The organism is Streptomyces sp. NPDC001536 (assembly GCF_042894505.1).
Classification (GTDB): Bacteria; Actinomycetota; Actinomycetes; order Streptomycetales; family Streptomycetaceae; genus Streptomyces.
Genome location: NZ_JBIAVQ010000009.1, coordinates 183,628 through 208,881, shown reverse-complemented (window position 1 = coordinate 208,881; position 25,254 = coordinate 183,628). Strand labels below are relative to the sequence as shown.

The following is a 25,254-nucleotide window of genomic DNA, read 5'->3' as shown; positions in this document are numbered from 1 at the left end:
TGTGCTCAACCGCCCAGGATCACCCGCAGGTCGGCCGCGTTGGCCTCGGTGACCTTCCACAGCTCCTGCTGGCGGCCGTGGACGTCGGCGACCGTCTTGGTGTGGTCGGCGAGGAGGTCCTTCGCACGCTCGACCAGGCGGGCCGCGAGATGGCGGTCGTGGACCGAGACGCCCCACTCCGGGCGCTCGATGTCCCGCAGGAAGTACGCCATCTTCGGGTGCGAGATCAGGCTGATGATGGGCGTGCCGACGCCGAACGGGATCATCCCGGCGTGGCCGCGCATGCCGATCACCAGCTTGGTGCGGGCGTACAGCTCGCGGATCTGGTCGTTCTCGAAGTCGTACATCGGGACGACCGGCAGCGAGATGCCGTGCTCGCGGCGCAGATCGAAGGCGATCTTCTCGTCGTCGAGGGAGTGCGCGACGCACTGGACGTCCGCCAGCTCGCCCAAGTCCCTCACCGCCTGGGCCATCTGGGCGAGGAAGTAGCCGTAGTCGTGGCCGAAGCGCAGCCCCGCGCGGTCGTAGGCCGCGTTGATGAGGATGGTGTTCTCGCGCCGCGCCGGGTCCTGCCAGCCGTCGACCAGCTGGCGCATGACCGTGGTGGGGCAGGGCTGGAAGCGCACCTTGTCGTGCAGGTGCGACGGCAGCATCGCGCGGACCTTCTCGATCGAGCCGTGGTTGCGCAGTCCGAAGAAGGCGGAGCGCTCGACGAGCTGGAGGAGCGAGTCGCGGAAGCGGTTGGCCCGGTAGGACTGGCCGTCGAAGGCGTTGAAGCCCACGGCGAAGACCGCGATCGGTACGTCGATGCGGTTCAGGAGCGCGTCCGGGACGTTCCACTGCCAGGCACTGTTGCCGTTGGGCATGGTGTCCGGGATGAAGAGCCCGCCGCCGCCGATGACCAGGCCCCGCCGGGCGTTGACGCGCTCCAGCGCGGCCTCGTCGAAGAGGCGGTGGGCGTGGACCGAGTGCCAGCGGCGGGAGGTGGTGTCCGGGCCGAAGGCGAGCCGGACGGTCTCCGGGAGGAGCTTGTCGCCCGCGTTGCCCTGCCGGTCCATGTAGAAGGCGACGTGGGCGAGTTGGTCCTCGGCGCTGCCCCGCTCCTGCGCGGGCACGGCGGCCGCGCGCTGCGCCCACAGCCGGCTGGAGCGGTGGGTCGGGTCGACGGTGATCCCGGCGGTGGCGTGCTTCAGGGCCTCCGCGTTGTCGCCGTGCACCCACGCCATCTGGGCGAGCCGGGCGTACGCCGTGGCGGCCCGGTTGGGGGCGGCGGTGGCCAGCAGCAGCTGGGCCTTGGCCTCCTCGTAGCGGGAGACGCTCATCAGGGCGTGGCCGAGGACCTCGTGCGGCCAGGCCTCGTCGAGCGGGATCCGGACGCTGCTCAGGACGTCGACGGCGTCCTGGTAGTCGCCGGAGGCGATGTGCGCGGCGGCGACCTTGCGGGCCACCTCGACGTCACCGGTGCGCTTGACGTGCGGGGTGCCGAAGTGGACGACCAGGTCGTGGTGGAGGCCGCCGCTGGAGGCGAGGTAGGCGCTCTGGAAGTCGGCGTCCGACAGCTCGTACTCGCGCCAGCGGTCCTCCGCCTGGCTGTACCCGGCCTCGCCGCCCTGCCAGGGCTTGTGGCGGCCGGTGAAGTGCAGGATCGCGGTGTCCTCGGGGACCGGGAGGTCTCCGGACAGCCGCCGCTTGACGAAGTTGTAGCGCGGGTCGAGGCGCACGAAGTCGCCGTCGAGTACGGCGTTGAGGATGCCCTGGTCGTGCTTGTCGAGCTCGTAGTCGCCGTTGCGGCCGCAGCGGTCGATCTTCGCGCAGAACTCGTCGCTCAGGTACTCGCGCTGGATGACCAGCAGCCCCGAGTTGAGCTTGTGCTGTCCGTAGAAGAACTGCGGGACGGCCGCCAGCCCTTCGCGCAGCCGCAGGAGTTCACCCAGGTCGCCCAGGACCACCATGTCGGTGTCGAGGGTGATGATCGTGTCGTACTCGCGGATCCTGAACACGTCGAGGATGAAGTACGCCTTGCGGACCAGGTAGTTGTCCTGGTCGCCCTTCTTGTACGAGTCGTAGTGCGTGTCGCCGACGCGCTTGAGGACGATCCGCGGGTGCAGGGCGCGGATCCGCGCGATCGAGCCGGGGCGCAGATCGTCGTAGAGGACGACGAAGTCCTCGCACACGCCCGGGTTCGACAGGGCGAGGCTGCGCAGCAGCGTCAGGAAGCCGGGCAGGTAGTTCTCGTCCACGTAGGACGCGAAGGCGATGCGGCGCTTGCCGGTGAGCGCGTGGGCGTCGGTGGCGGGGGCCTGTATCGCAGGCAGGGCAGTGGTCATCGCAGGGAGATCCTCATGTCGGTCACGCTCTGGGCCCGCTGCATGACCCATGACTTCTCGCTGGTGTACTCGTGCACGGACGTGATCGCGAGCTTCATCGCCTCCTGGACGCGGTAGGCGCCGCTCTCGTAGAAGTCGAAGCCGATCAGGTCCAGGGTCGGGCTGACGTCCAGGAAGTCCAGCAGGTACAGCATGTTGAAGCCGGTGGTCGGGATGCCGGACCAGACGTCGGTGCCGAGCTTGCCGATGTTGCGGACGGGCCAGCGCAGCGACTCGTCGCCGAGGAAGGTCTGGGCGCCGGGGACCAGCCGGTTGCGCAGCGAGTACTTCCAGTCGCCGGAGATGCCGCCGAACACGAGCCGGGTGTCGACCCGCTGGTCCCAGTTGAAGCCGTGCTTGTGGATGGTGGCGTGGATGTCGGTGCGCGAGCCCGTGTGCTTCGGCTCGATCTTGTACGAGTTGAAGCGGACGACGAGGTCGTACGCGTCGATCTCGGCGCCCATCGAACTGGAGCCCACACGCCCGGAGTTGGCGATCAGGCAGATCGACTTGCCGGCGATCCGGTTGCGGAACTCACCGAGGCTGATCCACTGCACCCCGCCGACGGTGGGGTCGGCGACGGGGCCGCGCATCCGGTTGCGGCGCTGCTCGGCGTAGAGGGCGAGGGCCTCGGTGAGGGCGGCGAGGTCGCTCGACTCGGTGGTGCGCAGGTCGAGGTACTGGCTGAGGAGTTCCTGCCGGTCGGCGACCGGGGCGTCCTCGGCGGCCAGCGTCAGGAGCGCTCCCACGAGGCGCGGCTCGGCCTCGGTCCAGTCCCCCACCGCGTGGGCGGCCAGGCCCTCGGCCCAGACGTCGGTGGCGGCGCGGCCGGTGAACTCCGCGGCGCGCGGGCTCTGTCGCTTCAGCAGCGCCAGCAGCTCCCGCTCCTTGTCGGCCGCGGCCCGCAGGCCGGCGATCTTGGCGCGGACGCCGAAGCCGTCGTCGTCGGTGAGGGAGAGGTACTTCTCGAACGCCTCGACGGCCTCGGTCTCCTCGCCGAGGGCCTCCAGGAGCCGGGCGCGCAGCCGCCAGCCGGCGCGGGAGTTCTTGCGCTGGGCGAGGACGGTGTCGCTGATGACGAGGGCGAGGTCGAGCTCGTCGTCGTAGCCGCATTCGAGCGCCTTGTTGGCGACGGCGAGCAGCGCGTCGAGGAGCTCGTTGGGGATGGCGGAGGCCGGGGTGGCGGCACCCTTGACGGCCCGCTTGAGCAGGGCGGCGGCGCCGCCGGCCGCGGCGGGCGCGGGGGCGGACGTGGCGGTCGTGCCCCATACGACGAGCAGCTTGCGCAGCTGCTCGGCGAGTTCGACGCGGCGCCGGTCGATACTGCCGACGACCTTTCCGCTGTGCACCGCGCAGGCGCGCAGGCAGTCGTCCAGCTCCCCTCCACGCGCACGTGCACGTCTCTTCTGGACCGTCGTCATGGCACTCCTGTTTTGTCTTCTTACCAAAGGTCAGGCGAGTTCTTGGGCTTTACCGCTTGTGTGGGGGGATTCTGAGGGAATTTAGGAAGCCAAAACGACATTCAGGTGAACTCACCGGGACCGTGCGGCTAATCGTTGGCTCGTCAACCAAGACATCCCTGTGATTCGGACTAATGTGCCTGTGTGCACCCGTAGGAACAGCTGTATCGAGGGGATATCCGTGACCACGACGACGGTCCGCCAGGTGATCGAGACACCCCGGCGGCCGGAGCGGACCGCTCCCCGCGAGACCCGGCTGCGGGCCCTGGACGGGCTGCGGCTGGTGGCCGCGCTGATGGTGGCGGCCTACCACTACGGCGGCCGCGGCGGCGAGGTCACGACGGCCTGGGGAAGTTCCGCGAAAGACCAGTTCCCGACGCTGAGCGGGTATTTCGCATACGGCTGTCTCGGTGTGCAGGTCTTTTTCGTGATCAGCGGATTCGTGATCTGCATGAGCGGCTGGGGCAGACCCCTGAAGTCGTTCTTCGCGTCCCGCGCGTCCCGGCTGCTGCCCGCGTACTGGGTGGCGGTCGTCCTGGTCACGGCGGTGTTCGCGCTGCCGATGGTCGCCTTCAAGGCGGTCGCCCCGAGCGACGCGCTGGTCAACATGACGATGCTTCAGCAGCCGTTGGGCGTGGACCGGGTGCTGGGCGTGTGCTGGACGCTGTGGGCGGAGGTCCGCTTCTACGCCCTGTTCGCCCTGTGCGTGGTCCTGCCGGGAGCCTCCCGGCGCCGGGTGATCATGTTCTGCGCGGGCTGGACGCTGGCCGCGGCGATCGCGCAGGCCTCGAAGGAACCGCTGCTCGACATCGTCCTGATGCCCGAGTACGCGCCCTTCTTCATCGGCGGTGTCGGCCTCTACCTCGTCCACCGCGACCGGCGGGACGTCTACGCGTGGGGCATCGTCGCCGTCAGCTTCCTGATCGGCCAGCACTACGCGGTCCGCAGCCTGTGGAACGCCGCCGACCCGAATGCCTTCGCCCACCGCACCACCCTCGGGATCGTGGCCGTCGTCGCCTTCGGCTTCCTCGCCGTCACCGCGATCGCGCTGGGCTGGCTGAACCGGGCGAACTGGCGCTGGCTGACGGTGGCCGGGGCGCTGACGTACCCCTTCTACCTGGTCCACGAGCACCTCGGCTGGGTGGTGATCCACGGGCTGCACATCGGGCTCGGGCTGCCGTCGGCGGAGACGTTCGCGCTGACGGTCGCCTCGATGCTGCTGCTGGCCTGGCTGATGAACCGGTACGTCGAGAAGCCGCTGACCCCGAAGCTGCGTTCGGCCTTGGCCAAGGCTCGCTGAGGTTGTTCACCGGACGTTCAGCGCGGGGAAAGTTAGGGCGGGCTCCAGCGAGCAGACATGCTCCATGGCCAACGCACAGCAGACGTACACGTACCCCGGCGAACTAGGCGACGTACCCGGCTGGTTCCCGCCTCTCGACCAGGTGCTGTTCACCTGGTTCCTCGACCGGCAGCGGAGCCGGGGCTTCTCCGGCGACCTCCTGGAACTCGGCGCCTACATGGGCAAGAGCGCGATCCTGCTCGGCCGGCACCTGGCGGAGGGCGAGCGGTTCACGGTCTGCGACCTCTTCGGCGGCGACGCGCCGGACGGGGCCAACAAGGCCGAGACCGCGAAGTCGTACGCCTCCCTCACCCGGCAGTCCTTCGAGCGGAACTACCTCTCCTTCCATGAGGAGCTGCCCCGGGTGATCGAGGCGCCGAGCTCCGTCATCTCCTCCGAGGTCGCGGCGGGGAGCTGCCGTTTCGTCCACATCGACGCCTCGCATCTGTACGAGCATGTCCGCGACGACATCGGTGCGGCTCGGGAGATCCTGCTGCCGGAGGGTGTGGTGGTCCTCGACGACTTCCGGTCCGAGCACACGCCGGGGGTGTCGGTCGCGGCGTGGGAGGCGGTGCTGAACCGGGGGTTGCGGCCGATCTGTCTCAGTACGCAGAAGCTGTACGGGACGTGGGGTGATCCTTCGTCCGTGCAGGAGGAGTTGCTGGAGATGCTGCGGGGGCGGGCGGACTGCGGGTTGAGTGTGCAGCATGCGGCGGGGCATCGGTTGGTTCGGGCTCGGGCGCAGGGGATGCGGGCGCCGGAGTTTCCCAAGTCTCGGCATTACGTGGAGCCGGTGGTGGAGCCCGTCCGCGCGCCTGCGCCTCGCCGGTCGCCGGCCCGGCGTATCGCGGTGGATCTGCTGCCGCCGGTCGTCACGCGGGCCGTGCGCAGGGTGCGGGCTCGTCAGGTCTGATTTCGGCTGCGGGCCCGTGGTGGCTGGTCGCGCAGTTCCCCGCGCCCCTTCGGGGCGCGGCCCTACCCGGCGTTCTTGACGTACCGTGCCTCAATTCCCGCGATCACCAGCGCCAAGCCCTCCTCGAAGTGCCTCTCATAGTCCGCGAAGATCTCCGCGCCCGCCGCGGCCGACAACGGATAGTCGGCCATCAGGCGGGCGCGTTCGTCGATGTCGTAGCCCTCGTGGCGTTCGCCCGGCAGTGGCTCGACGCCCTGTTCCTCGATGACGAACCCGAGGGTGTAGAGGTACGTCGTCGACAAGGCCCTGACCGCTTGGGAGAGGGTGAGGCCCGCGGACGTGAAGAGGCGCAGGTTGTCCTCCATCTGCTCCACGTGCACGAGGCTCGTGAAGCGTGAGCCGCTGAAGACCCTGGCGCCGTCGCGGTAGCCGAGCAGGGCGGCGCGCAGCCCGCGATTGGCCTTCAGCAGCCGCTCCTGCCAGGTGTCGCCGGCGTCGAGGTCGGTCCCGGCGACCATGCGCCGGTACATCTCCGTCGCCATCTCGTCGAGCAGCGCCTGCTTGTCCTTGAAGTGCCAGTACAGGGCGGGTGCCTTGACGTCGAGTTCCTTGGCGATGGCACGCAGGGTCAGACCGTCCAGGCCCACCTCGTTCAGGAGCTTCAGGGCGGTGTCCGCGACCCGGGTGCGGTCGAGGGGGGCGCGTCGTTCCGTAGTCACGCTTGACAGTTTAACGGCGTTAAGGGCAGGCTCATGAGCGACGGCACTTAACAGCGTTAAGGAGAGTGATCCGCATGCGTACGGATATGCGCACCGATGTACTGATCGTGGGCGCGGGCCCGACCGGCCTCGCCCTCGGTGTCGATCTGGCCCGGCGCGGGGTGGACGCCCAGGTGGTGGAGAAGGCCGGGCAGCTCTTCCCCGGCTCGCGGGGCAAGGGCATCCAGCCGCGCACCATGGAGGTCTTCGACGACCTCGGGGTCCTCGACGCGATCCGCGCCGCCGGCGGCGGCTACCCGGTCGGGATGATCTGGCAGGACGGCAAGCAGGTCGGCGAGCACCAGATGTTCGACCCGGCCGAGGCGACGGAGGACTCCCCCTACAACGAGCCGTGGATGGTCCCGCAGTGGCGGACCCAGCGGATCCTGGCGGCACGGCTGACGGAGCTCGGCGGCGAGGTCGCCTTCGGACGCGAGCTGACCGGTCTCACCCAGGACGAGGAAGGAGTGACCGCTCACTTCACGAACGGCGAGGACATCCGCGCCCGGTATCTCGTGGCGGCGGACGGCGGCCGCTCGGCGGTGCGGCGCGCGCTCGGCATCGGCATGACGGGCGAGACGGTGGACCCGCAGCCGACGCTGGTGGCGGACGTACGCCTGACCGGCCTGGACCGCGACCACTGGCACGCCTTCCCGCCGAACGGGGAGGGCGACGGCTTCCTGGCGATCTGCCCGCTCGCGGGTACGGAGGACTTCCAGGTGGCGGCCCAGTTCCCGGCCGACACCACGGTCGACTTGTCACTGGACGGCGTCCGCAAGGTGATCGCCACCCGCTCCCACCTCGACCCCTCGGCGGTCACGGAGGTCCGCTGGGCCTCCGACTTCCGCCCCCGCATGGCCCTCGCCGACCGCTTCCGCTCAGGCCGGGTCTTCCTCGCCGGCGACGCCGCCCACATCCACTCGCCGGCGGGCGGCCAGGGCCTCAACACCAGCGTCCAGGACGCCTACAACCTGGGCTGGAAGCTGGGCGCGGTACTGCGGGGCGACGCCTCGGCAACCCTGCTGGACACCTACGAGGAGGAGCGGCGCCCCATCGCCGCGGACATGCTCGGCCTGACGGCCAGCGTCCACCGCGGGGAGACCCGACGCGGCGACGCGACCCGTCAGCTGGGGCTGGGGTACCGGGACTCGTCCCTCACCCAGGAGACGAGGGAGGCGGTGACCGGGGTACGCGCGGGCGACCGCGCACCTGACGGACTGCTGGGCGGGACACGCCTCTTCGACGCGTTCCGGGGACCGCACTGGACGCTGGTGGCGGTGGGCACGGAGGCGCCGGAGGTGCCGGGGGCGATCAAGGTCGTACGAGGAGAGGCGCAGGAGTCGTACGGAACGGGCCTCTTCCTGGTGCGCCCGGACGGCTATGTGGGCTGGGCAGGGGAGACGCCGGTGGGCTTGCAGAAATACCTCACCGCAGCAGGCCTTCTTTAGGGGTGGCCCGCAGCCGCCATCACGCACTGGCCAGAGACAACTTCACCGCGAACCCGAGAAACAACGCCCCCGCCGCCGACGTCACCCCCGCCGACAACCGCCTCCGGCGCCGGAACGCCTCCGCCAGCCGCGTCCCGCCGAATATCAGCGCACTGAGGTACAGGAAGCTCGCGACCTGCGCGAACACCCCGAGCACCACGAAAGACAGCGCGGGGTAGGCGTACCCGGGGTCGACGAACTGCACGAAGAAGGCGACGAAGAACAGGATCGCCTTGGGGTTGAACAGGCTGACGACCAGGGCGCGGCGGAAGGGCCGTTCGTCGGCCGTACCGGATTCCGCGACCGCGCTCGTCTCGCCCCGCGCCCGCCACATCGCCCACGCGGCCCGCAGCATCCCGAACGCCAGCCAGGTCAGATACCCGGCGCCCGCGTACTTCACGATCCCGAACAGCACGGCGTTGGCCTGGAGCAGCGAGGCGACCCCCGCGGCCGACAGCGTCATCAGCACGGCGTCCCCGCACCACACCCCGGCCGCCGCCGTGTACCCCGCCCGGACCCCGCGCCGGGCGGCGACGGAGAGCACGTACAGGGAGTTGGGCCCGGGGAGGAGGACGATCAGGACAAGGCCCGCGAGATAGGTGGGGAGGTCGATGACGCCGAACATGAGAGGGAGTCTCGCACGCTAGAACGCGTCCGACGGAACGTAGGTCCCCCAGACCTCCCGCAGTGCGTTGCACACCTCGCCGACGGTGGCCCGGGCCCGCAGCGCCTCCTTCATCGGGTACAGGACGTTGTCCTCGCCCTCGGCGGCCTTCTTCAGGGCCGTCAGGGCCGAGTCCACCGCCCTCTGGTCGCGCTCGGCGCGCAGCCGGGCCAGGCGCTCGGCCTGCTGGGCCTCGATGGCCGGGTCGACGCGCAGGGGCTCGTACGGCTCCTCCTCGTCGAGCCGGAAGCGGTTGACGCCCACGACGACCCGTTCGCCCGCGTCCGTCTCCTGGGCGATGCGGTAGGCGCTGCGCTCGATCTCGTTCTTCTGGAAGCCGTGCTCGATGGCCGCCACCGCGCCGCCGAGGTCCTCGACCCGGCGCATGAGGTCGAGCGCGGCCCTCTCCACGTCGTCCGTCATCCTCTCGATCGCGTACGACCCCGCGAACGGGTCGACCGTCGCGGTCACGTCCGTCTCGTACGCCAGGACCTGCTGGGTGCGCAGCGCCAGCCGCGCCGACTTGTCCGTCGGCAGGGCGATCGCCTCGTCGAAGGAGTTCGTGTGCAGGGACTGGGTGCCGCCGAGCACCGCCGCGAGGCCCTGGACGGCGACCCGGACCAGGTTCACCTCCGGCTGCTGGGCCGTCAGCTGGACCCCGGCCGTCTGGGTGTGGAAGCGCAGCATCAGCGACTTGGGGTCGCGGGCGCCGAACTCCTCCCGCATCACCCTGGCCCAGATCCGGCGGGCGGCACGGAACTTGGCGACCTCCTCCAGGATCGTCGTACGGGCCACGAAGAAGAAGGAGAGCCGCGGGGCGAAGTCGTCGACGTCCATTCCGGCCGCGACCGCGGTGCGGACGTACTCGATGCCGTCGGCCAGTGTGAAGGCGATCTCCTGCGCGGGCGAGGCACCCGCCTCCGCCATGTGGTAGCCGGAGATCGAGATGGTGTTCCACTTCGGGATCTCGGTCCGGCAGTACTTGAAGATGTCGGCGATGAGCCGCAGCGAGGGCTTCGGCGGGAAGATGTACGTCCCCCGCGCGATGTACTCCTTCAGCACGTCGTTCTGGATCGTGCCCGTCAGCTGCCGTGCGGGTACGCCCTGTTCCTCCGCCACCAGCTGGTACATCAGCAGCAGCAGGGCCGCGGGCGCGTTGATCGTCATCGACGTGGAGACCTGGTCCAGCGGGATCCCGTCGAACAGGACCCGCATGTCGTCGACCGAGTCGACGGCGACGCCCACCTTGCCGACCTCGCCGTGGGCGATCGGGGCGTCCGAGTCGTGGCCCATCTGGGTCGGGAGGTCGAAGGCGACCGACAGGCCCGTGGTGCCGTGGGCGATCAGCTGCCGGTAGCGGGCGTTGGACTCGGTCGCCGTGCCGAAGCCGGCGTACTGGCGCATGGTCCAGGGCCTGCCGGTGTACATCGACGGGTAGACGCCTCGGGTGAAGGGGTACGCGCCCGGTTCGCCCAGCTTCTGGGCGGGGTCCCAGCCGTCCAGGTCGCCGGGACCGTAGACCGGTTCGATGGGCAGTCCGGACTCCGACTCGCGCGCCATGGTGTGCCGCCTCCCGCTGAGGATTCACTCGCCGGTTCCTCACAACAATGCCGTGCCGTTCGCAACCAGTCATCCGCGGGAAGCCATCTCTGGTGACACCAGTGGTGAGAAGGCGGGGGCGGACATGCGTACAGAGGGCATGAGGAGAGTGATCGCCGCGTTGGTGGCGGTGGCGGCCGTGGGCGGCTGCACCGTGCAGGCGGCGGAGGGCGACGGGGACAGCCCGGTGCGGGTCGAGCTGCCCAAGAGCTCCCCCTCCTCCCCGGCCGGCGCCGAGGACGACAAGCCCAGCCCGAAGCCGACGAAGACCCCGCCGAAGGTGCTGCTCGCCCCCGGCGACACCGGCCGTGACGTCCGTGAGCTCCAGGCCCGGCTGCGGCAGGTCGCCTGGATCTTCGAGGGGCCGACGGGGACGTACGACGGGACGACCGAGGAGGCCGTCAAGGGGTTCCAGGGCAAGCGCGGGCTTCCGAAGACCGGCGAGACCGACACCGTCACCTGGCAGCGGCTGCTGAGGATGACGCACGAGCCGGGCAAGTGGGAGCTGTATCTGATGGGCGGGCAGCCGGCCGCCGCGCCGGACGCGCGCTGCATGACCGGCCGGGTGCTGTGCATCAGCAAGTCGAGCCGCACCTTGCGCTGGATGGTGGACGGGCGGACCGTGACCACGGTGCCGGTGCGGTTCGGCTCGGAGTACACACCGACCCGCGAAGGCGTGTTCAGCGTCTACTGGAAGTCGCGCCACCACGTCTCGACGCTCTACGACTCACCGATGCCGTACGCGATGTTCTTCAGCGGCGGCCAGGCGGTGCACTACTCGTCCGACTTCGCGGCCCGGGGTTACGCGGGTGCCTCGCACGGCTGTGTCAACGTGCGGGACGAGGCGGCGATCGCGGAGCTGTTCGACGAGGTGCGCAGCGGCGACAAGGTCGTCGTGTACTGGTGACCTGTGGGGGGGGGGGGGGGGGGGGGGGGGGGGGCCCGGGCCCCCCCCCGCGCCGAGGTGCACGAGCCGTGAGTACGGGGGGAACCCCGGCTCTGTGCGACGGCCGATGACCAGTCGGCTCACTCATCTCAGCGCCACCGCGGCCGAAAATGTCACACCCGTCGCGAAAAAAGTTCAACGCTCTATGAAAGTGCAGGTCAGAGGGCGGAGTACGACGGGTTCGGCGACGGTTCGGGAACGGCGGCGGCCCGTTTCGGTTGCGGCGTGGTGTCGTCCGACGGGGACGGCGAGGGGGTGGTGAAGCCCCCGTTCTGGTGGTGGTCGTTGCCGTGGCCGTGGCCGTTGCCGCCGGGGGCTCCGTGGTGGCTTTCGTCGTCACCGCCCCGGCCGCCGCTGCCGTCCCGGTCCTTGCCCGAGTCCTTGCGGTCGTCCTCCGGACCGGCCGGACCGTCCGAGGTCTCGAGTACGCCCTCGCAGTACTTCCCCACCCGTGTGGAGCCGCCCGCCTGCCCTTCCAGGGCGCGTCTGCGGTCGGGGGACAGCTGCCTGCCGTCGCGCAGGTCGCGGCAGGCCGAAGGGCCCCCGTCCCACCAGGAGCCGAAGCCGCCCGTGCGGCCCTTTCCGTCGGCGCCGGGGGTGGCACTGGGCGCCACGCCCGCGTCGGTGCGCGGGGTGCCCTGCTCGGGGGACGCGCCGGCGGACCCGTCGGGCGACGGCTCGCCCTGCGCGGCGTCGTCCGGCGACGGCGACACGAGCGGACGGTCCGGCGTCACGGCGGCCGACACCGAGGCACCGGGCCGCGGTTGGTCCTCCCCGAACGGCCTCGGCAGCACCCCGGTCGCGGCCGCGACGACCACTCCGCCGACCATCCCGAAGGCGACCGCGGCAGCCAGCCCCAGCCGCACGGGCCGCCGGTGACGGGGACGCGGGGCAGGGTGGCCGGGGGGACCGATGCGGATGAGCCCGGCGTCGGCGGAGGGGGTGTGGCGGGAGGGGGCGCGGGCGGAGCCGGCAGCCGTTTCGTGGTCCCCGTGCGCCTTGCGGAAGGCGGCCAGGGCGGCGGCCTCGCCGGGGAGTTCGGCGGCGCTCATCGGGGGTTCGGCAAAGAGCGCACCGAGGGTCTTGGCGAGGCGCTCGGCGTCGTCGCGGGCGGCGGGGTCGACAGCGTTGTCCAGTGACTCGCCGCGCAGCAAACGCTCCGCCGTTTCGCGGTCCAGCCACCCGTACTGCTTGTCGGCCATCACATGTCCTTCTGCGTCCGCGGACGCGTATGCGTCACACTCGCGGACGACACCGCACGAGCGTGCGGTTCTCGCTGGGGAGGGAGCGCGTCGAGCACACCGTCGGCTTCCAGATCGGCGCCGAGCAGTTCGGCGAGCTTCTTCAGACCCCGGTGCGCGGCGGTCCGTACGGCCCCCGGCCGCTTGCCCAGTGTCTCGGCGGCGGTCTTGGCGTCGAGGCCCACCACGACCCGCAGCACGACGGCCTCTGCCTGGTCCTGCGGAAGGCGGGCGATGAGGGAGAGGGTGCTGTCGGTGGCCAGGGCCTCGATGGCCTCGCCCGCGGTGTCGGACTCGCCGGCCTTCGCGGTCAGTTCGGTCTCGTCGCCGCCGATGGCGGGGCGGCGGCCGCGCATGCGTATGTGGTCCAGGGCGCGGTTGCGGGCGATACGGGCGGCCCAGCCGCGAAAGCGGTCCGCGTCCCCGCTGAACCGCTGAAGGTCCCGCGCGATCTGCAACCACGCCTCGGAGGCGACGTCCTCGGCGTCCGGATCACCGACCAGCGTCCGGACGTACCCGAGCAGCCGTGGGTGCACGGCGCGGTACACAGTCCGGAACGCGGTCTCGTCCCCGTCCTGTGCCGCAAGCACCGCGGCGGTCAGCTCCGCGTCATCCCCCAGCACGCATGGTTCCTCAGTCGATGGTCGCGGCCCCGAGGCCGCCTGCGATTGCGGTGATCTCTCGCTTCCGCGCTCGGCGCGAAAGGCACGTTACGACCTGAAACCGCTGCTCGTCCATGTCCGTACAAGATGCAACTACCTCGTGATGGGGTGGGTACTCCCCCGGGTGTGACAGAAAACGCATCCATGGCGCTGTAGGAAGTACGGGTCGCCGCGCGGCCCGTGCCGCGCGACGGCCGGGGCCTCTCCTGTGGGGGGTGGCGGCCCCGGCCGTTGCTTTGGCAGCGGGGCCCTGCGGGGCTACTGTTTCTTCTTGCCGGCCTTGTCGTCGGCGTTCTTCTCGCTCTTGCCGGGCTTGTCCGCCTGCTGGCCCTGTGCCACCTGGTCGGCGCAGTACCGCGCGACGTTCCCCTCGCCACCCGCCGCCTCCACGAGCCGCCGCCAGGCCGTGGAGTTCAGCGCGTTGCCGCGACCCCGCACCTTCTCGTAGGCACGGCAGTGGGCCTCGGTGTCCTGGGCGGTGACCGGGCGGTCGGGCTGCGCGGAAGGGCTTTCGGTGGCGGGGGCGGTGGTGCTCGGCTGCCGCACGGGGGCGGACGTCTGCGGCCGGGGCGAGTCCTTCTTCTCCGCCTCGGGCGACGAGCCGTCCGTGCCGATCGTGGCGAACGCGACGCCGCCGAGGGTGAGGCTGGCCAGGAACACCGAGAGCGTGGTCCGCAGCGAGCGGGAGAGCCGGCGCTGCTCCCGGGGCCGCCAGTCGTCCCGGCGGCGGGTGCGGGCCCGATGCGCCCCGGTGTCGCGGGCGGCCCGGAACGCGGCGAGGGCCTGCCGCTCCCCGGCGTCACCGGCGCGGCCCTCGTGCCGGGCGACGTCCTCGCGCACGGCGGCGGCGAGCAGCTTCTCCAGACCGTCGGCCCCGTCGGCGTTCGGGGAACCGGTGCCGCCAGGGTGCACATGCCGACGGCCGGGGACCCCGCTGCCGCTCCGCCCTTCACCCATGTCCGTTCCCGTCCCTGTCCCTGTCCGGCCTGCCGCCGTCGTCGCCGTTCACTACTTCGACTCCCCCAGCGTTCGGGGATCGTCATCCGTCACACTCTCGACGCCCAGCTGCTGAGCCAGCCGCTTCAGGCCCCGGTAGGCGGCGGTGCGCACCGCGCCCGGCCGCTTGCCGAGGACGCGGGCGGCGGCGGGGCCGTCGAGACCGACGACCACCCGCAGCAGCACGGCCTCCGCCTGGTCGCGGGGCAGGCCCCGGACCAGCTCCAGGGCGTGGTCCGTGGAGATGGACTCCAGCGCCTGGTCGTGGGTGCTGTGCGGGCCCGGCAGATCCAGTACGTCCTGCTCCAGCGCCGCCGACCGGGGCCGCACCTTCAGCCGGCGCAGATGGTCCAGCGCCCGGTGCCGCCCGATGGTGGCGGTCCAGCCGCGGAAGCCCGCCCCGTCGCCCCGGAACCGGCCGAGGTCGCGGGCGATCTCCAGCCAGGCGTCGGAGGCCACGTCCTCGGCGTCGTCGCCGACGATCCCGCGAAGGTAGCCGAGCAGGCCGGGCTGCACGAGCCGGTACGCGACCGCGAAGGCGGCCTCGTCGCCTTCCTGGGCCCGCGCGACAGCCGCGCCAAGCTCCCCGTCGTACGCCTGCACGCGGCGGGGTTCCCCTCCTCGACCCAAGAACTGTCCTCGTCCGTACCGTTTCGTAGCGGTTCGACACCGTTCGCCTTGACCGCCCTTGCGGGGCTGCCCCCACGGTCAACAGCGCCGGACGCCACAGATGTGTCACTGGGCCCCGCGTGTCGCGGGGGACGGCCGTGGACACGGCGGGCTTCCCCGGACCGCCGCGTCCACGGCCTGGTCAGGTGGCTGCCTCCTCGGTGCGCGGCTCCGCCCGGTGCAGGACGAGCATGTCCGCCACGAAGCAGGTGACCTCGCCCTCCCGGTCCCGGCCCACCCACACCGGGTAGGAGCCGTCGCCCCGGCCGCTCGGGTAGGCGATGAGATTGGTGCCGTTCGCCGGGTCGTCGACGACCGCGACCCCGTGGACGTCCTCCTCCTGCGTACCGGCGACCAGCCCGTCCCAGTACCGGCGCCCGAGGTCGGGGGCGGCGGTGGCGTCGGTGAAGGCGGCCGTACCGGCGTCGACCCCGAAACCGTAGAACTCGCCCTCGCCCAGCAGCCGTTCGTCCTGCCCGTCGAGCAGTGCGGCCTCCCAGCGCACGGCCGGCCGGTCGCGGACCAGGACGCGCGCGGCGACGTACTCCTCGAACTTCGCGGCGGCGCGGGCGATCTGCACGGGGTAACTCCCGGGCGCCACCGTCACGGTGAACCCGGCGTCCTCGTCGCTCGCCCCGTACGTGGGGTCCTTCGCCACCAGCCGTCCGCTGGGCAGCAGCAGCGTCCCCGCCTCGATCGGCTCCCGCACGGTGTACTCGCCGTCGGGCGACGAGAACCGGGTGCCCGCGACGAAGAGTTCGGCAAGATGGCGCGGCCGCATCCCTTCGGGCGCCCGCCAGTTGGGCTCGACGGTCCCGGACTGCGCTACGTCCGTGATCTCCCGCAGCTCGACGCCGTCCGCGCCCTCGATGCCCAGCGGCGCGAACAGCCGTTCCCAGCACCCGAATCGGGGCACCTCGAACCACCGCTGCTCGTCCGGCACCTGGGGGACCGTGTGCCGCGAGACGCCCTTGTCGCCCTGTGGCTCGACGACCTCGGAGCCCCGTCCGTCCGGCCACAGCGTCACCGTGACCCGCCCCGCGTCCGGCGCGAACTCGGGTGCCAGGTCGTCCGGGTAGGCCCACGCACTGCGTCGCCGCAGGAAGAGGCGGTCCGCGTCCAGCTGCCGCAGGTCGACCTCCAGGAAGCGCCGCCCCTGCGCGTCGTACACCGCGATACCGAGGTGGTTCCGCGCCCGCGCCACCTGTGCCACGACGGCCTCGGGGCTGCCGGTCTCCCGCAGGACGACGGCGTACGGCTGCCCCGCCGCGTCCCGCTCGGCCGCCGCCCCGGGACCGATCGCCCCCAGGACGGACCCGGCGTCCCAGCCCATGCCGTACGCGACCTCGATGGTGCGCCTCACGCCGCGCTCCTTCGCCGGGCCCGGCCGTGCAGGGTCAGGTAGAAGGTCTGGAGGGATTCCTCGGGGCCGCCCGCCTCGAAGCGGTTGAGGACCTTGCCGAGGGGGTTCCAGACCCGGCCGTCGGGCATCCGGACGCCGACCGGCTGACCGAAGTACCCGCGCTGCGCCTCGTCCAGGTCGACCCACACCGCGCCCGCCCGGCGCACCAGCACCTCACCGACGTAGGCACCCAGCGCGAGCAGCGGTCCGCGCACCCGCTCCTGGTCGGCGCCCCCCTTGCGCAAGCCGTCGACCAGGAAGTCGACGACCCGCAGACTGGCCACGGAGTAGTCCAGAGGCAGCCGGTTGCGGGCGGTGATCCCGGCGACGAACTCCGCCGCCCGCGCCCGCATCCCGCTCGCGCACGGCACCCGTTCGGCCTGCTTCTCCATGGGCCCCACCCCTTCGTTCGGCTTGCACTCCCCGCTGTCCCAGCGGATGCCGCCCCAGGAACATCACGGGTCGCGGGCGTGGCCCTTCCCACACAGATGCCTCACAAGATCCGTGCAACCTTTTGTTTTCTCGTACGTCGTCGGTGACGCAACCCGTGATGTTTGGCCAGAGGTGTGCGCTGTGTGTAGGTGCTGCCCAAGTGGCGGCCGATACGACCGTGTTCATCTTTCAGGGGTGGGATTCTTGAGTCCTCGCAGCAGCCGTGCGTACAGACCGCTCAGTCTCAGAAGACGGGCCTGGCTGACCGCCGGAGCCGTCGTGCTGAGCGGTGCGGGCATCGTCACGTACGCCATGGCCGATCCGAGCGCGCAGTCCGACGGCAAGGCCGGGAGCCGTGCGTCGGCCGTCCACACGCTCAAGCTCCAGAGCGAGGGCTCGGGCCGCAAGGGGCTCGACCGGCGGGAGACGGACCGCTTCAGCGCGGTCCTCGTCACCTGGGACGACCCCGACGCGAAGTCCCCCGGCACCGCCGAAGTACGCACCCGGGACGCCGAGTCGGGCACGTGGTCGGGCTGGCAGAAGCTCCAGGACGACCCGAGCCAGGCCGACGGGGCCGAGGGCGAGCGGGCCGCGCTGCGGGGCGGTACGGAGTCGTTGTGGACCGGTGACTCCGACGGTGTCGAGGTACGGGTCGTGAACGCGGACGGCACGGAGGCGGGTGGGCAGCCGGCCGGGATGGACGTCAAGCTGCTCGATCCCGGTACGGATCCCGAGGGGGGTGGGGTGGAACCGGCGGCGTTCGTGGCGGAGACGGGCACAGCGTCGGCGTCACCGTCCGACTCGGCCTCGCCCACCAACTCGGCCTCGCCCTCTGACTCGGCCTCGCCTTCCGTGCCGGCGTCGCCCTCTGACTCGACGTCACCCTCCGCGTCGGGGTCGCCGTCCGGTTCGGCCGACCCCTCCCCGTCCCCCACCCCCACCGTCCCGGCCCCCCGCCCCTCCACGGTCGTGAAGCCCCCGGTCATCACCCAGGCCGAGTGGGGCGCGTCCACGGACTACGACGGAACCCCCGGCTACGGCACCGAGATCAAGGCCGCCGTCATCCACCACACCGGCATGGACAGCGACAACACCCTGTCCTGCGCCGACTCCCGGGCCCGGCTGCGCTCCATCCAGCAGGAGCACTTCGCACGCGGCTACTACGACATCGGCTACAACTTCGTCGTCGACAAGTGCGGCCAGATCTTCGAGGGCCGCAGCGGCGGCATGGACCTGCCGGTGATCGGCGCGCACGACGTCGGGTTCAACACGAACACGGTCGGCATCTCGTACATCGGCAACTACGAGAGCGCCAAGCCGAGCAAGGCCGCGCTCGACGCCATCGCGCGGATCGTGGCGTGGAAGTTCGGGATGTACGGCATCGACCCGACCGGCAAGGTCACCCTGGTCTCCGGCAGCGCCGCGGGCGTCGACGGCAACAAGGTCGCCAAGGGGACCTCGATCACGCTGCCCCGGGTCTTCGGACACCGCGACACCAACGCCACGGCCTGCCCCGGCGCCAACCTCTACGCGAAGCTGCCGCAGATCGCCTCGCTCGCGAAGACACCGGGCGTCTCCCACGCCCTCGCCACCTCCGACTACAACCGGGACGGCGTGACCGACCTGGTCGCGGGCGTGCCGAAGGCCAACGCGGTGAAGGTGATCCCGGGCGGCGTCGACGGACCTGCCACGGCCGCGAAGGTGACGCTCACACAGAACAGCCCGGGCGTCCCCGGCTCCTCCGAGACCGGCGACGCCTTCGGCACCTCGACCGCCTGGGGCGACGTCAACGGCGACGGCTACGCCGACCTCGCCGTCGGCTCCCCCGGCGAGGACGACACCAGCGGCAACGCCGACCGGGGCAACGTCACGGTGATGTACGGACCGGCGCTCGACACCGGCTTCTCGTACACCACTTCGGGCGTCACCGCGGCCGGCGCCAAGCTCGGTTCGACAGTCGCCGTGGGTGACTTCGACGGCGACGGCAAGGCGGACGTCTTCTCGGCGGGCACCGGCAAGGGCGGCAACTGGAACGTGCGGCTGGGCACCGGGAAGTACACGTACGGCACGCTCACCTCCGCCACCGGCGCGGTCGCCTACCTGGACGCCGCGACCGGCGACTTCAACCGGGACGGCTACGCGGACATCGCCCTCAACTACCGCGACAGCGCAGGCATCGGCCGTGTGGTCCGCTTCGCGGGTTCGGCCACCGGTCTCACCAAGGCGGGCGTGATCTCCGTCAAGGGCGGCCGGTCCATCGCCGCCGGTGACGTCAACGGCAACGGCTACGACGACATCGTCATCGGCCAGCCGATCGCCTCCGAGTCCGGCGGGAAGTCGGGCGGCCAGATCACGATGGTGCCGGGCACCTCGACGGGCTTCACGACCACGGGCATGACGGTGATCCACCAGGACACGGCGTCCGTCCCCGGCGGCAACGAGTCCGGCGACGCGCTCGGAAGTTCGGTCTCCGTAGGCGACTTCAACGCCGACGGTTACGCGGACGTCCTCGCGGGCGCCCCCGGCGAGGACCTGGTCCGCGACGGGGTGAACCGCACCAACGCGGGCAACGCGATCCTGGTCAAGGGCACGGCGTCGGGCCTCACCGGCGCCGGCTCGGTGGCGGTCTCGCAGGACACCTCGGGCATCCCCGGGTCCACGGAGACCGACGACCGCTTCGGCTCCTCGGTCTCGCTGACCGACCTGTCCGGCTACGGCCGCGCCGACCTCACCTTCGGCGCCGACAACGAGGACGCCGGCGACGGCATCCTCCTGCACCTCCCGAGCAACAGCACGGGCCTCGGGTACGCGGACGCGGTGATCTACAGCAAGACGACACTGGCGACACCGACCGACGCGCGGCTGGGCCAGACGCTGGCGCCGTAGGCCACCGGAACGACAGCCGGGGCCCCGTGCAGTGGGCGGGGCCCCGGCAGTCTCGGGAAGCGGTCCCAGGAACGGCCCTACGGCCGGGCGGCGCCCGTCGCGTCCCGGCACAGCAACCGCAGCGAGCCGTGCCCGGCGAAGCACCGCCGGGCCTCGTCCATCGGATCCCACAGCAGCCCGTCAGGCGTACGGATCCAGTGGTCACCCCCGCTCGCCCACCACTCGGCACCGGACTGACGGACGATCACCTCACCGGCGTACGCGCCGAAGCCGCGCAGCACCGCCTCGACGGCGTCGTACGGCGTGCCCTCGCGCCGCAGGTCCTCGACCATCCGGTCGACGCGCCACAGACTCTGCGCCGAGTAGTCGAGCCGCACCCGCGCGCCCTCGCGCATCGTCGCCACCGCGTCCGCCGCCCATCGCATCGGCTTCGTCGCCGCCGGGGGCCTGGTCATCTGCTGTGTCGTCACATGGGTCGTCACACTCCCATGAGCGTGCGGGGGTGCCGGTTCGTCACCCGTTTCCGGCCCGGTCCCCGATACCGGCGCAGGACCGCCCCACCTCCGCCCCACGACGGACACAGTCCGCTCTCAGGTGCGCGTTTTGCCCGGGAGTGACGGTTCGCCGCTCCCGTGCGCTCCTGTCACTGATGAGCATGTACTTCCACTTCCGCGCCATTCCGCCCGCCGCTCTGCGCAACAGCCCGGCCTGGCTGGAGAAGCTCTTCGAGGACGACTGGGACGCCGTACGGGAGCGGATCGGCCGCCACCGCGAGGAGGTGCTGGACGGCGGCTACCTCGACCAAGACCACCTGTACGCCGACGCCCTGACCGGCGAGGGCCCGCACACCCAGGTGATCCTCGGCGGCCGCCGGATACCGCACCGCGACCCCTCCTCACCCCCCTTCCTGCTGCTGACCGCCGCCCAGACGAACCGCGTCGCCACCTATCTCGCCACCGCCGACTTCGAGACGCTGTGGCGCAACGCGCGCGACGACCTCCTGAAGCCGTACGACGGGCAGGACGCGGAGCCGGAGCTGCGGGGCGCGTTCGCGGCGGCGCACCGGGATCTGACGGCGTTCTATGGGCAGACGGCGGAGTATGGCGATGCGGTGGTGAAGTGGCTGGTGTTGTGAGCTGCGCGGGGGTCGGGTGACCAGGGGCCGGGGACCGGGGGTCGGGTGACCAGGGGCGGGGTGACCGGGGGCTGGTGGGGCTGGGTGACCGGGGGGCCGACCCGTCGAGCCTCGCAGCGGCCAAGTGGCCGGGCCGTTCACCCTTCAGAGCATCAGCTCCGCCCCCGAGCCCGCCGCGACACCACCGCCCGCAGCACCCGCCGGCCCTCCACCGACACCTCCAGGGCCCGCCGCAATCCCGCCGTGCCGTGCCCGGCGAGTACCTCCAGGACGGTGACCTGGCGGCGCAGTTCGGCGGCGACGAGCGGGGGCATGCCCTGCGTGCGGCCTTCGCGGCAGGCGCCGAGCGGGGCGTCGGCGGCGACGGGGTCCAGGAGCCGGTGGATCTGGAGCGAGGCGACGGAGCAGGCGTCGGCCCACACCCGTACCTCGGCGGCGTCCGGCGCGGCGGGCGCGGCGTCGAGCATCCGGCGGGCGAGTGCCGCGGCCTCGTCCTCGGCGGACTCCTCCCCGCCCCCGAGCTTGCCGCGCGCGACCTCCAGACCCGCACCCCAGTCGCCGGTGTCGGCGAGGCTCGCCCACAGCGGTCTCAGGAGCTCGTCGTCACCGCCCAGCAGAGGCACGCACCGATCCAAACAAGCCAACCCGCTGGCGGCCAGTCCGCGTTCGTCGGCCTGAGCGATCAGCTCCACCAGACTCATCCACGCCTCCCTCGCCTGCGGCTTCCCTGACGGAGCCCGCACTTCCCCTTACTGCGTGCGACGGCGCCGGAGTGTCACAGGGGCACCACGGCGAGTCGGTCGAGCAGCCGGAAGAACAGGTTTTCGGCCAACGGGTCGGGGTCCGCGGTCAGCACCTCCAGCACCCGCTCGGCCGCCACGTCGTGCCCGGCCTCCTCGGCCCAGGAGACGGCTCGCTCGGCGGCGTCCGGCGGCTCCAGGAAGTAGTCCTCCAGCGTGAGTCCCTCCTTGCCGCCGCCGATGTACTCGGCCATCGCGGTCCGCGCCAGACACGTCGTCCACGCCCCGCTCCGCGGCCCGGCCGCCTCCACGACGACACAGTCGCTGTCCATCACGTACCCGAAGAGCGCGGGCGCCCCGGTCTCCCGGGCCAGGGAGTTCATGGACCCGACGTCCCCCTCCCCGCTCGGGTACTCCCACACCTGCCATCCCCCGGACGCCTCCACCCGCAGGCTCAGCCCCTCGGCCCCCGCCAAAGCCTCCATCTCCCCCAATGGCCGCTCACTGCGACCCACCACGAAATACCCCCAGTAGCCCATCTCCGGCTCCCCCCGGCGTCTCGGCTGCGGCTCGGGCCGAATACACCACAGTCGTACGGCAGTTCGCAGCCGTATCGGACAATCCACCCCTTGAGACATGCACATGTGCAGGCCTTTCAGGCGGCCACGAGGACCGGCACGTCAGGCGGGGCGGAGGGCCCCTCGGCCGAAGACGGGCGCCGATCCCCCAGCCGGAGACGGGCACGGGCCCGGCGACGAGCGTCGATGCCTCAGGCTGGTGGGGAAAGGCACCTCAGACGTAGACGAAGGCCGCGGCCCCAGTCGGGGACGGGGCGCCCCTCCGGGCGGAGCCGAGGGCCAGCCCATCCGGCGACGAAGCGAGCCCCTCAGCCCGCGACGCGAGCCCGGCCCCCCAGCGCCGCCGCGAGCCAGCCCCTCGGGCGGCGGCGCGAGCCCGTGTCTCAGGCGAAGACCGGCGGCCCCTCGTGGGCCTTCTCGTTCTGCATCCGTGTCAGCCGCAGGACGACCACGATCGCGAGCGCGGCGGCCACGATGTCGATGACGTCCGCGAACAGCATCTGCCCCGCCGCCTCCTGGATCTCCTCGGCACTCTCGGCACGGGTGTACGCACGGGACGCGGCCCGTCCGGAGAGCAGGGAGATGACCCAGAACGTCCACCAAGTGTTGACCAGCCCGTGCGGCCGGGGCGCGCCCCAGGGGCTGCTGGCGTCCCAGATGTCGAGGGTGATCCGGCGCGGGAACCAGAGGTTGACGATCGGCACGATCCAGCCCCAGACCGCCCAGCTCCGCGTCTTGCTGTGGCCGTCCGGCCGGAACACCTCGGCGTTGACCCGCACCCGGTGGAACCAGCACAGGAACAGCACGGCGGTCGTGAGCAGCGCGACCGTCTGGGCGGTGCCGGCGACGGAGTAGAGCCGGTCCGCGCGGTCGGCGCGGTCGCCGACCGCCACGCCGCTCGCCAGGTCACCGGTCACGTCGCGCATGACGACGTCCGCCCAGACCGCGAACAGGTCGGTGGCGATGACGACACCGAGCCCCGCGACGGCGGCCCGTCCGAGCCCGATCGGCGATCGCAGCCAGACGGCCGGTACGGCGTCGAGCCGGGCATGCGGATTTTCGATCATGGTGAGGCTGCCCCCCGAGTACTGAGAAAACGGAACGCCGCACCCAGCCCTCCCCAGAGCCTCACGCACGGCAAGCGGAAGATACGGTTCACCAGCCCCGTAAGTCCACTCGTCACTCTCAGCCCAGCCGATCGGCCAGCGCCTTGAAGTCCGCCCAGGACAGCGCCGGTTTCCCCTCGTCCCACAGCTTCTGGGTCAGCGCCCTGAGCGGCATCCGGACACCGGCCGCGACCTGCTCCTGGGTCTGGGAGTTCGCGAGGTCGCACCAGACCGCGAAGTACCCGCCGCGGATCTGGTCGTCGTACCTCGCCGGGACCGCCAGCGTGCCCCGCACCACCCGCGGCGTCCACAGCTCGTAGATCCGCTGTCCCGTCGGATAGACGAAGTTGTTGGGCTGCCCGAGGACGTAGTAGAGGAACTCGTCGTTGTAGTTGACCAGTTCACGCCCCGCGCTCAGATACTCCACGGGCTGCCGCGCCCCGATCTCCTTGCCGGTCCAGTAGGCGACCTGGATGTCGGCGTCGGGCTGCACGGACGTCCCCCGGAAGAAGCCGTCGTTCCAGGCCAACGGGGTCCTGTCGTGGGCGCGGACGGTGTCGGCGCGGTCGTTGAGCCAGCCGGTGGTGAGGTCGGCGACGGTCCCGCCGGCCCCGTACGCCTCCTTCGCGGCGGCCGCCAGCTGCGGGTAGGACGCCTCCGGGTCACTCACCACCAGCGCCTGGTACTCGTCGCCGCCGAGGTGCCAGGGCACGCCGGGGAACAGGTCGGCGTACTCGTCGAGCAGATCGTCGACGATCGCGGCGGACCCCTCCTTGGAGATGTCGATCGCGCCGCGCGTGGCGACCCCGGAGACGTTCCGCAGTTGCAGTTCGGGATGCGCGGCGAGCACGGCACCCAGGTGTCCGGGGGAATCGATCTCCGGTACGACGGTGATGTGCCGCTGGGCGGCGAGCTGGACGATCTTCCGGACCTCGGCCTTGGTGAGGTGCTGGGCGGACACGATCTCGGGGTGCGAGTCGGACTCGATCCGGAACCCCTGGTCGTCGGAGAAGTGCAGTTGCAGCTGGTTGAACTTCAGATCGCCCAGCTCCCGGACCCGGTCCTCGATCCAGCCCGCGGTGAAGTGCTTGCGCGCGATGTCGAGGGAGAACCCGCGCACCGGCTTGGCCGGCGCGTCCCGTACGACGCCCTCCGGCGCCGTACCGCCGCCGTGCACCGCCTGCTTGAGGGTGCGGGTCCCGTAGAAGACCCCGGAGTCGGCGGGCCCGCTGATGCTGACCCGCCCCCCGCGCACGGTCATGGTGTACGACTCCGGATCGCCCCCTTCGCCCTCGTCGAGGGCCAGCCGCAGGTCTCCGGCCTTGTCGTCACCCCGCTCCCCCGCGTACGTCAGCCCCAGCTCACCCGCGACCAGCCGCCCCTCCTCCGCCAGTCCCGCGTCGCTCACCACGACCCGCGCCCCGCGCTGCGGCCGCCAGCCGGGGCCGCGCGCCGGGGTGTGGGCCTGGACGGCGGGAATCGTGCGCGGGGTCCGCGAGAGGGCGTAGGAGCGGGTGGGGGACGGGCTGGGTGTCTCCCGGGGAGCGCTGGGCGCGGCCGCCGAGGCCCCGACGGAGGACGTCGGCAGCGCGGATCCCGCGGGCCCGCCGGCCCCGTCGTCCCCGGAGGCCCACAGCCCGAGCCCCACCCCCGCCGTGACGGTCGCCGCCACCGCGGCGACGACGACCACGCGTGTCCTCATCTGCCGTGTCTGCCGTACCTTCTCCGCCGACGGCCGGCGCCTGTGCTGGCTCACGTGGCCAACCTAGACATGAGGGGTGGCCGGAAGTGTCCACCCGACGTTCCGAAACTCTGCCGTTCGAGTGAAATTCGGTTGTCCGTCAGACACGTCATGCCCACTCTCGATAACGTGAC

22 protein-coding genes are annotated in these 25,254 nt (G+C 71.5%); 6 read left to right on the top strand and 16 right to left on the bottom strand.

Annotated elements, in window-relative coordinates; genetic code table 11:
• Nucleotides 1-5: 5 nt before the first annotated feature.
• Both ACFY0U_RS24960 and ACFY0U_RS24955 read right to left on the bottom strand, forming a co-directional pair.
• Complete coding sequence (locus ACFY0U_RS24960; protein WP_388639283.1) at nucleotides 6-2,327, bottom strand: glycosyltransferase; 2,322 nt, start codon at nucleotides 2,325-2,327, stop codon at nucleotides 6-8.
• Complete coding sequence (locus ACFY0U_RS24955) at nucleotides 2,324-3,787, bottom strand: glycosyltransferase family 29 protein (protein WP_388639282.1); 1,464 nt, start codon at nucleotides 3,785-3,787, stop codon at nucleotides 2,324-2,326. The genes ACFY0U_RS24960 and ACFY0U_RS24955 overlap by 4 nt, the downstream gene beginning before the upstream one ends.
• Before the next feature lie 220 nt (nucleotides 3,788-4,007).
• Here ACFY0U_RS24955 and ACFY0U_RS24950 point away from each other — a divergent pair, with 220 nt between their 5' ends.
• Both ACFY0U_RS24950 and ACFY0U_RS24945 read left to right on the top strand, forming a co-directional pair.
• On the top strand, nucleotides 4,008-5,126 hold the full coding sequence (locus tag ACFY0U_RS24950) for an acyltransferase family protein (RefSeq protein WP_388639280.1): 1,119 nt from the start codon (nucleotides 4,008-4,010) through the stop codon (nucleotides 5,124-5,126).
• A gap of 64 nt (nucleotides 5,127-5,190) precedes the next feature.
• On the top strand, nucleotides 5,191-6,078 hold the full coding sequence (locus tag ACFY0U_RS24945; RefSeq protein WP_388639278.1) for a class I SAM-dependent methyltransferase: 888 nt from the start codon (nucleotides 5,191-5,193) through the stop codon (nucleotides 6,076-6,078).
• 62 nt (nucleotides 6,079-6,140) lie between these two features.
• On the opposite strand, the gene ACFY0U_RS24940 is transcribed toward ACFY0U_RS24945, so the two are convergent.
• Nucleotides 6,141-6,797: a TetR/AcrR family transcriptional regulator gene (locus ACFY0U_RS24940; RefSeq protein ID WP_388639276.1), complete on the bottom strand. Its 657-nt coding sequence runs from the start codon at nucleotides 6,795-6,797 to the stop codon at nucleotides 6,141-6,143.
• A gap of 86 nt (nucleotides 6,798-6,883) precedes the next feature.
• On the opposite strand from ACFY0U_RS24940, the gene ACFY0U_RS24935 reads away from it, so the two are divergent.
• Nucleotides 6,884-8,284: an FAD-dependent oxidoreductase gene (locus tag ACFY0U_RS24935; protein WP_388639623.1), complete on the top strand. Its 1,401-nt coding sequence runs from the start codon at nucleotides 6,884-6,886 to the stop codon at nucleotides 8,282-8,284.
• Between the two features lie 19 nt (nucleotides 8,285-8,303).
• Here the strand turns inward: ACFY0U_RS24935 and leuE are convergent, their stop codons facing one another.
• Nucleotides 8,304-8,948: a leucine efflux protein LeuE gene (gene leuE, locus ACFY0U_RS24930; protein WP_388639274.1), complete on the bottom strand. Its 645-nt coding sequence runs from the start codon at nucleotides 8,946-8,948 to the stop codon at nucleotides 8,304-8,306.
• Between the two features lie 18 nt (nucleotides 8,949-8,966).
• The gene (locus ACFY0U_RS24925) at nucleotides 8,967-10,547 is read right to left on the bottom strand and encodes a methylmalonyl-CoA mutase (RefSeq protein WP_388639273.1); all 1,581 of its coding nucleotides are present in this window, start codon (nucleotides 10,545-10,547) and stop codon (nucleotides 8,967-8,969) included.
• 139 nt (nucleotides 10,548-10,686) lie between these two features.
• Between ACFY0U_RS24925 and ACFY0U_RS24920 the strand changes: the two genes are divergently transcribed.
• Nucleotides 10,687-11,493, top strand: coding sequence for a L,D-transpeptidase family protein (locus ACFY0U_RS24920; RefSeq protein ID WP_388639271.1), 807 nt, complete (start codon nucleotides 10,687-10,689; stop codon nucleotides 11,491-11,493).
• A 197-nt stretch (nucleotides 11,494-11,690) separates the two neighbouring features.
• Here ACFY0U_RS24920 and ACFY0U_RS24915 read toward each other — a convergent pair whose 3' ends face one another.
• The 6 genes from ACFY0U_RS24915 to ACFY0U_RS24890 all read right to left on the bottom strand — a co-directional run bounded on the left by ACFY0U_RS24915 (nucleotide 11,691) and on the right by ACFY0U_RS24890 (nucleotide 16,894).
• Nucleotides 11,691-12,734, bottom strand: coding sequence for a hypothetical protein (locus ACFY0U_RS24915; RefSeq protein ID WP_388639270.1), 1,044 nt, complete (start codon nucleotides 12,732-12,734; stop codon nucleotides 11,691-11,693).
• Nucleotides 12,734-13,396, bottom strand: coding sequence for an RNA polymerase sigma factor (locus tag ACFY0U_RS24910; RefSeq protein WP_388639269.1), 663 nt, complete (start codon nucleotides 13,394-13,396; stop codon nucleotides 12,734-12,736). Before ACFY0U_RS24910 ends, ACFY0U_RS24915 begins: the two co-directional genes overlap by 1 nt.
• Nucleotides 13,397-13,693: 297 nt before the next feature.
• Entirely contained in the window at nucleotides 13,694-14,392 is a 699-nt protein-coding gene (locus tag ACFY0U_RS24905) for a hypothetical protein (protein WP_388639268.1), read from the bottom strand.
• Between the two features lie 51 nt (nucleotides 14,393-14,443).
• Nucleotides 14,444-15,061, bottom strand: a complete 618-nt coding sequence (locus tag ACFY0U_RS24900; RefSeq protein ID WP_361548314.1) for an RNA polymerase sigma factor — start codon at nucleotides 15,059-15,061, stop codon at nucleotides 14,444-14,446.
• 181 nt (nucleotides 15,062-15,242) lie between these two features.
• The gene (locus ACFY0U_RS24895; RefSeq protein ID WP_388639266.1) at nucleotides 15,243-16,463 is read right to left on the bottom strand and encodes a DUF4241 domain-containing protein; all 1,221 of its coding nucleotides are present in this window, start codon (nucleotides 16,461-16,463) and stop codon (nucleotides 15,243-15,245) included.
• Entirely contained in the window at nucleotides 16,460-16,894 is a 435-nt protein-coding gene (locus ACFY0U_RS24890; RefSeq protein WP_388639264.1) for a hypothetical protein, read from the bottom strand. The genes ACFY0U_RS24895 and ACFY0U_RS24890 overlap by 4 nt, the downstream gene beginning before the upstream one ends.
• Before the next feature lie 319 nt (nucleotides 16,895-17,213).
• Here ACFY0U_RS24890 and ACFY0U_RS24885 point away from each other — a divergent pair, with 319 nt between their 5' ends.
• Nucleotides 17,214-19,820, top strand: coding sequence for an FG-GAP-like repeat-containing protein (locus tag ACFY0U_RS24885; RefSeq protein WP_388639262.1), 2,607 nt, complete (start codon nucleotides 17,214-17,216; stop codon nucleotides 19,818-19,820).
• Between the two features lie 77 nt (nucleotides 19,821-19,897).
• On the opposite strand, the gene ACFY0U_RS24880 is transcribed toward ACFY0U_RS24885, so the two are convergent.
• Nucleotides 19,898-20,275, bottom strand: coding sequence for a hypothetical protein (locus ACFY0U_RS24880; RefSeq protein ID WP_388639260.1), 378 nt, complete (start codon nucleotides 20,273-20,275; stop codon nucleotides 19,898-19,900).
• 194 nt (nucleotides 20,276-20,469) lie between these two features.
• Between ACFY0U_RS24880 and ACFY0U_RS24875 the strand changes: the two genes are divergently transcribed.
• The gene (locus tag ACFY0U_RS24875) at nucleotides 20,470-20,955 is read left to right on the top strand and encodes a DUF1877 family protein (protein WP_388639259.1); all 486 of its coding nucleotides are present in this window, start codon (nucleotides 20,470-20,472) and stop codon (nucleotides 20,953-20,955) included.
• A gap of 152 nt (nucleotides 20,956-21,107) precedes the next feature.
• Here the strand turns inward: ACFY0U_RS24875 and ACFY0U_RS24870 are convergent, their stop codons facing one another.
• The 4 genes from ACFY0U_RS24870 to ACFY0U_RS24855 all read right to left on the bottom strand — a co-directional run bounded on the left by ACFY0U_RS24870 (nucleotide 21,108) and on the right by ACFY0U_RS24855 (nucleotide 25,081).
• Nucleotides 21,108-21,656, bottom strand: a complete 549-nt coding sequence (locus tag ACFY0U_RS24870) for a hypothetical protein (protein ID WP_388639257.1) — start codon at nucleotides 21,654-21,656, stop codon at nucleotides 21,108-21,110.
• Between the two features lie 74 nt (nucleotides 21,657-21,730).
• Nucleotides 21,731-22,234, bottom strand: coding sequence for a hypothetical protein (locus ACFY0U_RS24865; RefSeq protein WP_388639256.1), 504 nt, complete (start codon nucleotides 22,232-22,234; stop codon nucleotides 21,731-21,733).
• Nucleotides 22,235-22,656: 422 nt separating this feature from the next.
• A complete protein-coding gene (locus ACFY0U_RS24860; protein ID WP_388639254.1) occupies nucleotides 22,657-23,340 on the bottom strand; it encodes a DUF4328 domain-containing protein in 684 nt (227 codons plus the stop codon).
• A gap of 118 nt (nucleotides 23,341-23,458) precedes the next feature.
• Entirely contained in the window at nucleotides 23,459-25,081 is a 1,623-nt protein-coding gene (locus ACFY0U_RS24855; protein ID WP_388639622.1) for a glycoside hydrolase family 20 protein, read from the bottom strand.
• Nucleotides 25,082-25,254 lie beyond the last annotated feature (173 nt).